This window comes from Ruegeria atlantica, assembly GCF_001458195.1.
Classification (GTDB): domain Bacteria; phylum Pseudomonadota; class Alphaproteobacteria; order Rhodobacterales; family Rhodobacteraceae; genus Ruegeria; species Ruegeria atlantica.
In genome coordinates this window covers 18,815-31,925 of record NZ_CYPU01000007.1, presented here as the reverse complement: position 1 = coordinate 31,925, position 13,111 = coordinate 18,815, and the positions used below count along the sequence as shown (strand labels likewise).

Annotated in this window: 14 protein-coding genes; 6 read left to right on the top strand and 8 right to left on the bottom strand. The window is 57.5% G+C overall.

All coding sequences use genetic code 11. From position 1 onward, the window contains the following. Window positions 1–224 precede the first annotated feature (224 nt). On the top strand, window positions 225–812 hold the full coding sequence (locus RUA4292_RS01145) for a uracil-DNA glycosylase family protein (protein ID WP_058275941.1): 588 nt from the start codon (window positions 225–227) through the stop codon (window positions 810–812). Further along, window positions 805–1,593, top strand: a complete 789-nt coding sequence (locus RUA4292_RS01140) for an SseB family protein (protein WP_058275940.1) — start codon at window positions 805–807, stop codon at window positions 1,591–1,593. The genes RUA4292_RS01145 and RUA4292_RS01140 overlap by 8 nt, the downstream gene beginning before the upstream one ends. A 43-nt stretch (window positions 1,594–1,636) precedes the next feature. Here the strand turns inward: RUA4292_RS01140 and yghU are convergent, their stop codons facing one another. Beyond that, entirely contained in the window at window positions 1,637–2,515 is an 879-nt protein-coding gene (yghU, locus tag RUA4292_RS01135; RefSeq protein WP_058275939.1) for a glutathione-dependent disulfide-bond oxidoreductase, read from the bottom strand. A 250-nt stretch (window positions 2,516–2,765) separates the two neighbouring features. On the opposite strand from yghU, the gene RUA4292_RS01130 reads away from it, so the two are divergent. Beyond that, window positions 2,766–3,284, top strand: coding sequence for a YHS domain-containing (seleno)protein (locus RUA4292_RS01130; protein ID WP_058275938.1), 519 nt, complete (start codon window positions 2,766–2,768; stop codon window positions 3,282–3,284). 50 nt (window positions 3,285–3,334) lie between these two features. Here the strand turns inward: RUA4292_RS01130 and RUA4292_RS01125 are convergent, their stop codons facing one another. Further along, window positions 3,335–3,985 carry a J domain-containing protein gene (locus tag RUA4292_RS01125; RefSeq protein WP_058275937.1) on the bottom strand — a complete coding sequence of 217 codons (651 nt, stop codon included), beginning with the start codon at window positions 3,983–3,985 and terminating at the stop codon, window positions 3,335–3,337. A 177-nt stretch (window positions 3,986–4,162) separates the two neighbouring features. Beyond that, complete coding sequence (gene metF, locus RUA4292_RS01120) at window positions 4,163–5,029, bottom strand: methylenetetrahydrofolate reductase [NAD(P)H] (RefSeq protein WP_058276047.1); 867 nt, start codon at window positions 5,027–5,029, stop codon at window positions 4,163–4,165. A 94-nt stretch (window positions 5,030–5,123) separates the two neighbouring features. On the opposite strand from metF, the gene RUA4292_RS01115 reads away from it, so the two are divergent. Both RUA4292_RS01115 and RUA4292_RS01110 read left to right on the top strand, forming a co-directional pair. Then, window positions 5,124–6,029 (top strand): LysR family transcriptional regulator, encoded by a 906-nt coding sequence (locus RUA4292_RS01115; RefSeq protein ID WP_058276046.1) that lies wholly within the window; start codon window positions 5,124–5,126, stop codon window positions 6,027–6,029. Window positions 6,030–6,125: 96 nt separating this feature from the next. Beyond that, complete coding sequence (locus RUA4292_RS01110) at window positions 6,126–6,911, top strand: inositol monophosphatase family protein (RefSeq protein ID WP_058275936.1); 786 nt, start codon at window positions 6,126–6,128, stop codon at window positions 6,909–6,911. Window positions 6,912–6,967: 56 nt separating this feature from the next. Here RUA4292_RS01110 and bhcD read toward each other — a convergent pair whose 3' ends face one another. Genes bhcD through bhcA form a run of 4 tightly spaced genes read right to left on the bottom strand, consistent with a single transcriptional unit; the run spans window position 6,968 to window position 11,311 of the window. After that, window positions 6,968–7,951: an iminosuccinate reductase BhcD gene (gene bhcD, locus RUA4292_RS01105; RefSeq protein ID WP_145974807.1), complete on the bottom strand. Its 984-nt coding sequence runs from the start codon at window positions 7,949–7,951 to the stop codon at window positions 6,968–6,970. An 11-nt stretch (window positions 7,952–7,962) separates the two neighbouring features. Next, complete coding sequence (bhcC, locus tag RUA4292_RS01100; RefSeq protein WP_058275934.1) at window positions 7,963–9,126, bottom strand: 3-hydroxy-D-aspartate aldolase BhcC; 1,164 nt, start codon at window positions 9,124–9,126, stop codon at window positions 7,963–7,965. Window positions 9,127–9,137: 11 nt separating this feature from the next. Further along, window positions 9,138–10,109, bottom strand: coding sequence for a beta-hydroxyaspartate dehydratase BhcB (gene bhcB, locus RUA4292_RS01095; RefSeq protein ID WP_058276045.1), 972 nt, complete (start codon window positions 10,107–10,109; stop codon window positions 9,138–9,140). An 11-nt stretch (window positions 10,110–10,120) separates the two neighbouring features. Then, a complete protein-coding gene (bhcA, locus tag RUA4292_RS01090) occupies window positions 10,121–11,311 on the bottom strand; it encodes an L-aspartate--glyoxylate aminotransferase BhcA (RefSeq protein WP_058275933.1) in 1,191 nt (396 codons plus the stop codon). A 189-nt stretch (window positions 11,312–11,500) separates the two neighbouring features. On the opposite strand from bhcA, the gene RUA4292_RS01085 reads away from it, so the two are divergent. Further along, complete coding sequence (locus RUA4292_RS01085) at window positions 11,501–12,322, top strand: IclR family transcriptional regulator (protein WP_058276044.1); 822 nt, start codon at window positions 11,501–11,503, stop codon at window positions 12,320–12,322. Window positions 12,323–12,329: 7 nt separating this feature from the next. On the opposite strand, the gene RUA4292_RS01080 is transcribed toward RUA4292_RS01085, so the two are convergent. Next, complete coding sequence (locus tag RUA4292_RS01080) at window positions 12,330–13,073, bottom strand: rhomboid family intramembrane serine protease (protein WP_058275932.1); 744 nt, start codon at window positions 13,071–13,073, stop codon at window positions 12,330–12,332. Between the last annotated feature and the right edge of the window lie 38 nt (window positions 13,074–13,111).

Genomic DNA, 13,111 nt, shown 5'->3' with positions numbered 1-13,111 from the left:
CCTGCTGCTTGCACTATTTTAAAAGTACCGGATGTGCCGGTAATCGGGTTGTTATCCTACGTTTTATGTGGGCCATATTATGTCGAGTTTTGGGGGCAATGATCAATGCACCGGCACGTGTGCTGTTGGTAATGTGACTTTTCCATCGGTTGGACCCACGCATTGCGTTGACTATCTTTGAGGGTGACCGTCAACCAATTTGATGCAGGAAACCTTGCCATCTGATGAATTCGCTACAGAAAGAAATCTCGGCCTGCCGTATTTGCGCGGAAAGATTTGCCGCGACAGAGACCGCCCATCAGCCGCGCCCGGTGGTCTGGTTTCAGCCGGGAACGCCGATTTTGGTTGCCGGTCAGGCTCCGGGTGCACGGGTGCATGAATCGGGTCGGCCGTTTTCCGATCCGTCCGGAGATCGCTTGCGGGATTGGCTTGGGGTGGATGAAGCCGTGTTCTACGACCGGTCACGGGTTTCAATCGTGCCGATGGCTTTTTGTTTTCCGGGTTATGATGCGCGCAAGGCGGATTTGCCGCCCCCCCCTGTGTGCGGCAAAACCTGGCACAACAAAGTCATGCAAACGCTGGGGAAAATACCCCTGACTATTTTGGTGGGTGGGCACGCTCAAAAATACCACCTGCATGTGCGCAGCTCGGTGACGGAAACGGTTCGCAACTGGCGGGACCATGCGCCGCGCGTCTTTGCCTTGCCTCATCCCTCGTGGCGGAATACGGCATGGATGAAGAAAAACCCGTGGTTCCAGACCGACCTTCTGCCGGTTCTGCGTGCACGGGTGCAAGAGGTTCTGAATGACTGAAACCACGGCCCTGGATACTGCCCACGCCGCAATGACTGCGGCCCCAAACGATGATGCAGCGCGATTGCGGTTCTTCGAACGGCTTGCCGACAGCGAGCTGTTTCTGATGCTGACAGAAGAGGCGAAGGGCGAAAACATCTCACCCGAGTTGTTCGACGTCGCCGATGGGCGCTTTGTGCTGGCCTTTGACCGAGAGGACCGGTTGGCGCGGTTTGCCGAACGTCCTGTTCCTTATGTGGCGTTGTCGGGCCGGGTGTTGACCTCCATGCTGGCGGGTCAGGGGATTGGGCTGGGTCTCAACCTCGAAGTTGCGCCGTCCTCTATGCTGATCCCGTCCGAGGCGCTGGGATGGCTAGCGGAAACCTTGCAGCATGGGCCAGAGGAGGTTCAGCAACGGTTGGCAGAGTTCTTGCCCCCTGCGGGTCTGCCGGACGATTTGTTGACCGCGCTGGACGCGAAACTTGCCACGGCCATTGGGTTGGCTGAAGCCGCATATCTGGTCGGAACGAAATCCGAAGGCGGCGGTTCCGGTCACCTGCTTGGGTTCATAGGTGTAGTCGAAGGGGCCGAGCCCGCTCTGGCCAAGGCTGCGTCCGAGGCGTTGACGTTTTCCGGGATTGAGGCGGGGGCAATGGATGTCGGGTTCTTCGGTGCGCATGATCAGGCAGCTGCCTCATTGGCGCGGGTTGGATTGCGGTTCGATCTGCCGCAGCCAGAAGTCCGCGTTGTCACGCAGACGATACCCGGCAGAAACCTGGAAAAACCGCCTATTCTGAAGTAGGAAAAAAGCCCCGCGCATGAATGATCTGCGGGGCTTTTTATGATTATTCCGCAGCTGCTTCCAGTTTGTCCTGGGTGCGGGTTTCGAAATCGCTGGCCTCGTGGCGTTCGTGCAGCTGGGTATGTGGTTCACCGAACGGGCGGTTGACCATGCGGCCCCGCTGAACGGCAGGGCGCTCGTCGATGGCCTTGGCCCACCGCATGACGTTCTTGTAGGATTCCACGTCCAGGAATTCCGCGGCGCTGTAAAGTCGGCCTAGAACCAGCTGGCCATACCAGGGCCAGATCGCCATGTCCGCGATGGTGTAGTCCTCGCCTGCGATATACGTCTTGTCGGCCAGTTCGCGATCCAGAACGTCCAGCTGGCGCTTGGTCTCCATCGTAAAGCGGTCAATTGGGTATTCGAACTTTTCCGGCGCATAGGCGTAGAAATGGCCAAACCCACCGCCCAGATAGGGTGCACTGCCCATCTGCCAGAAGACCCAGTTCATGACTTCCGTACGTTCCGGTCCGGACGCGGGCAAAAACGCGTCAAACTTTTCGGCCAAATGAAACAGGATCGAAGCGCTTTCGAACACGCGTGTCGGCTTGTCGCCCGAGCGATCCCAAAGAGCGGGGATTTTCGAATTTGGGTTGGCCCCGACAAAGCCCGAGCTGAACTGATCGCCTTCGCCGATATTGACCAGCCAGGCGTTGTATTCGGCACCTTCGTGACCCAGCGCCAGCAGTTCCTCCAGCATCACAGTTACTTTCACGCCGTTCGGCGTGGCCAGTGAATAGAGCTGCAGGGGGTGCCGTCCAATCGGCAGATCCTTGTCGTGGGTGGCGCCAGCGATTGGGCGATTGATGTTGGCAAATTGGCCGCCATTCTGGCTGTCCCATGTCCAGACCTTTGGGGGCGTATAGGTCGGTTGCTCGCTCATTTCTTGCCTTTCTTCGCAAAGTGCAGGTGAATTGTCCGTCCAGCAGAACAGCTAATGTTGCAAAGCACCAAGTCCAACCCCCCAGAGCGCAGCGTTTTTGTAACAATCCTCACCCGACATCTCACGAATTCTCATTCAACGTCACAGCGACGCGAGGGGGACTTCGCAAGCGGTCTGAATCGCCTATTGTATGTTCAGACCCGCAAGTTCGGGCAAATCAACAACCCCGAGGACAAAAGGACTTACCACCATGAAACGTTTTGCCCTGACTGTAGCTGCGGCACTGACCCTTGCCGCTCCGGCCTTTGCTGGTGACCAGTATATTGACGGCACCGGGTTCGCCGTGTCCGGCTACGATGTCGTCGCATATCGTGGCCTAGATCAGGTTGCGGTTGGTCAATCTCAACCCGCACCTGTACGCGGCCGTGCAGACATCACCGCGGAATACAATGGTGCCACCTGGGCATTTTCGTCTGAAGAGAACCGCGACAAATTTCAGGAGAACCCAGCCTTCTACGCACCGCAATATGACGGACATTGCGCATACGGTGTGTCGAAGGGCGGTAAAGTCCCTGCGAACCCGAACCTGTGGCGCATCGTCGATGACAAGCTTTATCTGAACATCACCGATGTCGTCGTCGGTTTCTGGGAAGAAGACGTGCCTGGCAATATCAACCTCGCCGAGGGCAACTGGCCGGGGATCGAACCCGATGGCGCTTCCTCCAGCGTGATTCCGAAATTCACCTCGGAAGGCCCGATTTCAAACTAAATGGCCACTCACCAAGCCAAAGCCCGGCTCATTTCAGCCGGGCTTTTTTGTTAATGTGCAAACGAGAATTCGTCCCGCATCTGCTGATCGGCATCGAACCGAATGCGAACGCTTTTGGCCCCAGGGAACGTCCGGGCAGTAATCGCTTCGGGCACAACAACCTCGCCGCCGCCGGAGTCGTTGGACTGGAAATTCAGCACCTCGGTTTCCGTCTGGCGTGAGCTTGCCAAAACCGACGTCGGCAATGCCACGCGGTTTGCACCTTCATAGACCGGCGTTGAGACAAAGAATGTCACATGGCGTCCAAATAACCCGACCGCGTCGGGCACATGGTCCGATTTGCACATCAGTTCAGACTCCGGAGTTTCGACCTCGTCCGATCGGTCCGGCAACGCTTTGTTCAGTAGGGCTCGGCATGCGTTGATGGCGGCGGTTTCCAGTGTAAGAATACGACGGCGCAGTTTCGGACGACGAGGTTTGCTGGACCCAACACCCTTCCCCGCCAGTCCTTCTTTTCGCAAAAAATCATATGCATCCTTGGCGCGGGTAAATCCGGAACTGTCGCCCTCGGACTGGTCTGGATGGCCATTGAACGCAATGTTCCGCCAAGCGCTTCTGATGTCGTCCGAACTGGCCTTTTGACCCAACCCCAAAGCATGCAGTGCTTCTGTGCGGGCTTTGATTTTTTCAACAGTTTCCATAACCCAATTTACTCATCACAAAACAAAAAAACGTCACCCCTTCAACTTGAGCAGGACGTTGAATTTGTCAAATTTCACGCAAAATTGAAGTGCTTACGGGAACAATTGCAGCGCGTTGCGGCAATTGTTCTTAATTTCTTTCCTCGCGGTGGGATACTGTCTTTTGGGCCGACCCGGTTAGGCCACGTTTTGCAGATCAGCCTTCGGTGTTATGCCAAGGGCAAAACACACATCACGCGTCAATTCCGGCCGGTTCAGCGTGTAGAAATGCAGCTTGTCCACGCCCCCGTCGATCAGGTCCGAGCAAAGCTCGGTACACAATGCTGTGGCCAGCAAATCCTCACGATCGTCGCGCACGGCCTTTTCAAACGCCTGTTCGACCCATTGGGGAATGCGCGTGCCGCATCGTTTGGCGAAATTGCGTGCACCTTTCCAGTTCTCGATCGGCAGGATGCCGGGCACGATGAGCTTGTCGATGCCTGCTTTTTCGCAGGCGTCCCGGAACCGAAAAAACGTCTCGGCCTCAAAAAAGAACTGAGTCAGGGCCTCATCTGCGCCCGCATCCAGTTTGGCTTTGAGCCAATCAATATCGGTGCCGGCGTTTTGTGCCTCGGGGTGAATGTCGGGGTAGGCGCCGACCCGAATGTTGAACATCTCAGTCTCAGCCAGGGCCGAGATCAGTTCAACCGAATTTGCAAAACCTTCGGGGTGCGGCTCAAATCGATCCTGACCGCTTGGCGGATCACCGCGCAGGGCTACGATATCCTGAACGCCCGCGCGCACGAAAGTATCCGCGATTTCCAGCGTTTCCTGCCGCGAGGCATCAACACATGTCAAATGCGCAGCAACAGGCAGCCCCGAGGATTTGTGCAGGGTCGCCACCGCATCGCGGGTCAGTTCCCGCGTTGTACCACCCGCACCATAGGTGACCGAGACAAAGCGCGGCTCTAACGGGGCCAGAGTCTGAACCGTGTCCCAAAGACGAAACGAGGCTTCGAGCGTCTTGGGCGGAAAGAACTCGAATGAAATTTCTGGCTTGGTCATCTCGGCCTCATTTGGTTGGTGCAGAGCCCTTGTGCCAGTTCGAGCAATGTGAGACAAGCTCATATTATTCAAGAACAACATGAGTATCACTGCAATGCACATCGAATTCCGCCACCTGCGTACGATCAAGGCGATCCATGAATGTGGTGGTTTGGCCCGTGCGGCGGATCAATTGAACATCACCCAATCGGCGCTGAGCCACCAAATCAAAGGGTTAGAGGATCAGGCGGGAGTTGAGTTGTTTTTGCGCCGATCCAAGCCGATGAAACTGTCTGCGGCCGGGCTGCGCCTGTTGCGTTTGGCAGAACAGATATTGCCGCAAGTTCAGGCCACACAACAGGAATTCTCGTCGCTTCGGGATGGGCGCGCTGGGCGGATGCATATCGCGATCGAATGTCACGCGTGTTTCGAATGGTTATTCCCGGTGCTTGAATCTTTCCGGAAATCATGGGGTGATGTGGACGTTGATATCCGTCCAGGTTTGGCATTCGACGCCCTGCCAGCACTGCAAAAAGAAGAGGTGGATCTGGTTGTCTCGTCCGACCCCGAGGACCTGCCGGGCATCAAGTTCATTGAGCTTTTTGACTATGATGCCGTCTTTGTCGCGGCATCATCCCACCCGTTGGCGCAGAAGGATTTCATAGAGGCCGAGGATTTCCGTGGTCAGACCCTGATTACCTATCCGGTGGAGCGCACCCGGCTGGATGTGTTCAGCCAGTTGTTGATACCCGCGCGGGTCGAACCGGCCGCGATCCGGCAGGTTGAATTGACTGCAGTGATCCTTTTGCTGGTCGCGTCGAACCGCGGTATTTCGGTGCTGCCTGATTGGGTTGTGCGCGAAGTGAAGTACAATTCCGACTACGTCACTCGCCCCCTGACCAAGGGCGGCATTACCCGCAGGCTTTACGCGGCAGTGCGCAGCGAGGACCTAGAAAAACCTTTCGTGCAAGAGCTGATTCAGCTGGCCGAAACCGAGGCGCGCAAGCTGCAAGAGCAATAGGCAAAAAACGCGGGTCTGCTATGCGCATCATTCCTCTTGGCAAGGGCGCTTTGCATCAGTATACGCGCGGTTTGACCGGACAGGAGCCTTTGGACAATGGTTGGCAGTGCAAACCTCAACATCATGATCAAAGCCGCGCGTAAGGCGGGGCGTTCTTTGGTCAAGGATTTCCGTGAAGTCGAGAACCTTCAGGTTTCGATGAAAGGCGCAGGCGACTTTGTGTCCAAAGCTGACATTGCTGCCGAGGCGATCCTGAAAGAGGAACTGCTGGGCGCACGCCCGACCTACGGCTGGCTGGCCGAAGAAGGTGGCGTGATTGAGGGCGAAGACCCGACGCGCCGCTGGATCGTCGACCCGCTGGACGGCACCACGAACTTCTTGCACGGACTGCCGCACTGGGCGATCTCAATCGCGCTGGAACATAAGGGCAAGATCGTCGCCGGTGTTATCTATGACGCTGCCAAGGATGAGATGTTCTTTGCCGAAAAAGGCGAGGGCGCTTGGATGAACGACATGCGTATCCGCGTCTCGGGCCGTCATCGGATGATCGAGTCGATTTTCTCGACGGGCCTGCCTTTTGGTGGCCGTTCGGACCTGCCTGCGACCCTGCAGGATCTGGCGCGTCTAATGCCTGCTTGTGCTGGTGTGCGCCGCTGGGGTGCCGCCGCGCTGGACATGGCTTATGTGGCAGCGGGGCGTTACGAAGGCTTTTGGGAGCGTCGCCTGAATTCCTGGGATGTGGCCGCCGGAATCATCATCGTCCAAGAAGCGGGCGGATTTGTTCAGGCGCTAAACCCTGAAGGCAACGTTTTGGAAGACGGTGAAGTGATCTGTTCGAACGAGCCGATTTTCGATCAGTTTTCCAAGGTGATCCGAGGCTGATCAGCCATATAGAGATTCCGCAAGCGCGCCCCGATTGAGGCGCGCTTTTTTCGTTTTCAGAGGGTCGCGCGTTGTGCCAGACCTGCTTCGTCCGCCAACCGCGCGGCGACGGATGCAACAGCGAGGTCCTGCAGACCCACGCCAGTTCCGTCGAACAGAGTGATCTCGTCAACACTGCTCCGCCCGGGGTGATCGCCGTTGATGACCGCACCAATTGGGGTGATCTGTGTTTCGGTCAAAGTGCCGCTTCCCATGGCGTGCTGTGCCTCGCCAATCGTCGCGGATTGAGCGACCTCGTCGGTGAAAACGGTGGCCGAGGCGACCAGCGCCGGGTCGACCTCCATCTTGCCTTTCGTGTCTGTGCCCATACAGGCCAGATGCGTGCCGGGTTTGATCCAGTCTTTCATCAATAGCGGCTCGAACGCCGAGGTGATGGTGATGATGACATCCGATTGGGCACCCAGCTCTTGTTGACTGACGGCTTCGAATTCCAGTCCGATTTCCTCGGCGACAGCCGCCAAACGGGGCAGCATGTCGGGGTGCGGATTCCAGGCGACAACTTTTTCAAAGCCCCGCTGTTCAGCGGCGGCGCGTAGCTGGAAGGCCGACTGATGTCCGGCGCCAACCATGCCCAGCACTTTGGCGTCTTTTCGGGAAAGATGTGCGATGGAAACCGCTGATGAAGCTGCTGTTCGCACGGCCGTTAGGTAGTTGCCACCCACCAATGCCGAAAGCCGCCCCGTGTCGGGATCGAACAGAAACACCGTGGATTGGTGATTGGTCAATCCTTGTTCGGCATTGCCCGGCCAATAGCCGCCGGACTTAACGCCCAAAACCTGTCCATCCCGATCAAAACCGGATTTGAACCCATACAGTGCATCGGCATAACCCAGTGCCTCGCGAACGACAGGAAAGTTCCGTGCCCCGCCGTTGGCCATCGCACCAAACACGGATTGGACCGCGTCAAAGGCCTGTTGGCGGCCCACCAGCTGTTCGCACAGGTCTTCGCCCACAATCAGCAGGCCTTCTTGCGTGGTCATAGCATCCCTCATCAATAAGCCTTTCCGCGGGCCGACACGGGCCACAGAGCCTCGACCTTGCCGTCGCGTACGCCGACATACCAATCGTGGACGTTGCAGGTGGGATCACAGTGGCCGGGCACCAGCCGCAGCTTGTCGTTCACCTTCAGGACGCCGTCGGGATCGCCAATGACACCGTGCTCGTCCGAACATTTGAGGTATTCCACATCGTCGCGCCCAAAGATGAAGGGCAGGCCGCTATCGACCGATTGCGCCTTGAGGCCGGCGTCGCAGATAGCCTTGTCAGTCTTGGCATGGCTCATCACGCTGGTCAGAATGAACAGCGCGTTTTCCCATTCACCCTGATCGATCCGTTTGCCGTTCTCGTCCAGAATGCGCCCATAATCCGCATCCATGAAAGCGTAGGATCCGCACTGCAACTCGTTGTAAACGCCTGAATTGCTCTCGAAGTAGTATGATCCTGTTCCACCGCCCGAAACCAGCTCGCAGTCGATGCCTTCGGTTTTCAAACCGTCAACCGCGTCTTTGACCTTGGCGATGGCTGCATCCAGCTTCTCTTTGCGCGCCTCATAGGTGTCGAGGTGCTGCATCGCGCCTTGATAGGCCTGAATGCCGGTAAATTTCAGGTTGGGCGCAGCGTTGACAGCTTTTGCGATATCGACAACGGCTTGGGTCGTGGTCACGCCGCACCGACCTGCACCGCAGTCAATTTCGACAAAGACTTCAAGCTCCGTGCCGTGATCGACAGCGGCTTTGGACAGGTCGGCGACATTGTCGATGTCGTCCACGCACACAATAGTGCGCGCGCCCAATTTGGGCAGTTGCGCCAATCGGTCGATCTTGGCCGGGTCGCGGACCTGGTTCGACACGAGGACATCCTTGATGCCGCCCCGCGCGAAAACCTCAGCCTCAGATACCTTTTGACAGCAGACGCCAACCGCACCGCCGAGCTGTTCTTGTAGCTTGGCGACGTCGACGGATTTGTGCATCTTGCCGTGCACGCGGTGGCGCATACCGTGGGCCTTCGCATAATCGCCCATCTTCTTGATGTTCCGCTCCAGCGCATCGAGATCCAGGATCAGGCAAGGGGTCTGGATTTCGCTTTCATCCATGCCGATGGCAGCGGGGATGTCGAACCCGACTTCCAGTTCTTTGATGTTCACAGGTTTGTTCATGTCGTTCCTCCTTACCCTTTCAGCCAGGGCAGTTTGTCCAGATCCACGTTGCCGCCGGTGATGATCACACCGACGCGCTTGCCGCGGAATTCGTCCGGGTTCTTGAGTATGGTTGCCAGAGGCACGGCCGATGACGGCTCCATCACGACGCGCAGGTATTTCCACGTCAGCTTCATCGCTTCCATGATCTCGTCGTCAGAGGCGGTGAAAATGTCGGTCACATTTCGGGACACGAAGTGCCACGTGTTCTCTTTCAGTGGCACGAGTAGCCCGTCGGCGATGGTTTTTGGCGCATCATCGGCGATGATGTGGCCTGCTTTGAAGGATCGGTATGCGTCGTCCGCCTGTTCTGGCTCGGCGGCATAGATTGCGGTGTCAGGTGCCAGGTTCGAAACCGTCAGGCACGTGCCCGAGACCATGCCCCCGCCTCCGATCGGGGCGATGACTGCATCCACTCCGTCTGTCTGTTCCAACATTTCGGCCGAGCAAGTGGCCTGACCCGCAATGACGCGCGGGTCGTTATAAGGGTGCACGAACTCTCCGCCCGTTCTGGCCTGCACTTCGGCAAAGGTCGCCTCGCGGGATGAGGTTGACGGCTCGCACTCCGTGATCGTCCCGCCATAACGGCGCACGGCGTCCTTCTTGGCTTGCGGCGCAGTGCGCGGCATCACCACGTTGCAGGGAATACCCCGCCGTCCGGCGGCATAAGACAGGGACAAAGCGTGGTTGCCACTGGAGTGTGTGCAAACGCCCTTGGTCGCCATATCATCACTCAGGCCGAAAACCGCGTTGCTCGCACCGCGTACTTTGAACGCGCCGGCTTCTTGGAAGTTCTCGCATTTGAAGAACAGCTGCGCTCCGGTCAGGTCGTTCAAATAGTCCGACACCATGATCGGCGTGCGCCGGATGAAGGGTTTGATCCGTTCATGCGCGGCGCGCATATCGTCGATTGTCAGATCGGCTGCGGGGATGTGATCCAGCATTGCCATCCTCCTCAGGCTGCGGCCTGGGCGCGGTCAGATGGGCCGGTGCGATAGAAATCCTGCGCCGCCGCGACCCCGCTGCCCAAAGTGATCGGATAGTTCAGATCGGCCATCGCCATCTCGATTGTGCCGAGGCCGGACAAAACCATCACATCCGTCAGACTGCCTAGATGGCCGATGCGGAACGTCTTACCATTCAGTTGACCCAGTCCAATACCAAAGGACACGCCATAAGCGTTGAACGCGTGGTCAGTGAGTGTGTTGCTATCATACCCGTTTGGCACGTAGATCGCGCTTACAGTGTCAGAATACAGATCGGGCGATTGCGCGACCAGTTTCAGCCCCCAGGCGTCAACGGCGCGGCGCACACCTTCGGCCAGTCGGAAATGCCGGGCATAAACGTTCTCAAGCCCTTCTTCGAACAGCATCTTGAGGCTTTCGCGCATGCCGTAGATCAATTGCAGCGGCGGCGTATAGGGAAACCCGCCCGATGCATTGGCTGCCATCATATCGTCGAAGTCAAAGAAGGTACGCGGTAGCTTGGCGCTTTTCATCGCGTCCTGTGCCTTTGGGCTGACGCATAGGATTGCCATGCCGGTCGCCAGCATGAACCCCTTTTGCGACCCCGATACGGCGATATCGACGCCCCAAGCGTCAAAGTCGAACGGCATCGAGGCCAAAGAGCTGACGCAATCGACAAACAGCATCGAGGGATGGTTTTCCGAATCCATCGCTTGGCGAACCGCGGCGATGTCCGAACGTACACCAGTCGCCGTTTCGTTGTGGGTCACCAGAACGGCGCGAATTTCATGCGCGGTATCATTGGCCAAAGCGGCCTGAAACTGATCAGCGGGCGCGCCGGTGCCCCAAGGGCATTCGACAATCTGAACGTCCAGCCCGTGCCGCTCGCACAAGTCGACCCAGCGATGGCTGAACACGCCATAGCGCGCGACCAGAACCTTGTCGCCGGGGCTAAGTGTGTTGGTAATGGCTGCTTCCCACCCACCGGTGCCACTGGATGGAAAGGTCACGATCTGACCGGTCGTGGTACCGAACACTTTTTTTGTGTCCTCAAGGACAGGTGCAAATGTTTCGACAAAATCCGGTGCGCGGTGATCCTGCGTCTGAACCTGCATGGCAAGACGCAACCGGTCTGGAATGTTGGTTGGGCCGGGTATGAAAACTGGGTTTTGGTTGGACATCTGTTATTCCTCCGCTTTGGATGTAAGTGTCCGGGAAAACCTCTCGGCGTGCAATTTTCTTGAGAAATATTTTCATTTTTGTGATTAAATATTTAAAGCTCTGTATTTATGCAGTTTTCTGTTTTTCATTTTTGGACCTCAAAATGGACGGTTCAGAAATATTCTGGCGTTGAGCAAGGGAATAAGGTGATGGACAGTCAGAAAAGACCGCGCGGCAGGCCCAAATCCCTGTTCAAGGAAAGTTCGGCCGGGACCATGCAATCGCTGGATCGGGCGCTGGGCGTTTTGACAACGGTGGCCCGGTTGGAACGCGCAGCGCTCAGCGATCTGGCACGCGAGATCGATGTGCCGACGGCCACGACGCACCGCATTCTGGTGACCTTGCAGAAACACGGCTTTGTTGCCTTTGACGACGAGCGTCAGGAATGGATGATCGGGATCGAGGCATACCGCACCGGCGCTTCGTTCCTGCGCCGCAACAGCGTGCTTGAAATCGGGCGGCCAATCCTCAGACGTCTTATGCAGGACAGCGGTGAGACCGCCAACCTGGCGGTGCCGGATGGGTCCGAGGTGGTCTTTGTCGGTCAGGTCGAAACTCCGAACCCCATCCGCGCCTTTTTCCCGCCCGGGGCACGAACGCCGATGTATGCCTCCGGCATCGGGAAGGCGATCCTTGCCGCAATGAGTGAGCCAGGGTTGGCCAAAACGCTAGGGGCGATTGCTCCAGTGGAATTCACCGCGAACACGCAGATACCGGGCGACGGGTTACAACAGGATCTTGCCAAGACCCGTGCACGCGGCTGGTCGCATGACCGGGAAGAAAGATATCAGGGCATGTCCTGTATCGGCTCGGCGATTTTCAATGACCGGGGGGAGCCATGTGCAGGGATCTCGGTATCGGGTCCGACCGCTCGGTTCGGAGCGGATCGTGCGCATGCGCTGGGTGAATTGGTTCTGGCCGCGGCGCGGGAAATCACCCATCTTAGCGGCGGCCAGACCCCGAAAACCTGAAGCCCTGCTACCTGCGGGGTACGCGGGGAATACGCGACTGAGTTAGCTTGTACTTGTGTTCAGGATGCGGCGGATGGCCGTGGGTGCGGCCCCAAAAATCAGTGCCGCCGCGCCGCAGCCAGATTGGAATGCACAAGATCAGACCCACGAAAAACCCACCCGTATGCGCCCAATAGGCCACCCCGCCTTCGTCCGGGTTGCTGGCCAGACTGCCAAAGAACTGCATAGCCAACCAAACCCCCAGCATGACAAAGGCAGGTATTGTGAATATGCGGAAATAGACAATGAGGATCAGCAGGATATCCACGCGGGCCTTGGGGAACAGCAGCAAGTAACCACCCATGACACCCGCAATCGCACCGGATGCGCCAATGGTCGGCACGACCGAGCCCGGCGCTGTGAAAACATGGATCAGACCCGCCCCGATTCCGGCTGCAATATAGAACAGCAGAAAGGGCAGGTGGCCCATTTCATCTTCGAGGTTGTCGCCGAAAATCCACAGGAACAGCATGTTTCCGGCCAGATGCATCCAACCTCCGTGCAGGAACATCGAGGTCACCAGCGTCTCAAAAGCAAAACCGTCCGTGATCCGCGCTGGGATAATCGCATAGTCGTAGTACAGCTGATTGATCAGCCGGACATCGTTCATGATACCCACATAGTTGAGGAATATCAGGATATTGGCCGCCATCAGCAGATAGACGACATAGGGTGTTCGCCCCGAAGGGTTATGGTCGCGGATTGGAAACATGAGGCGACGCTGGGCTTTTCCCGGCCCAGCGTCAAGGC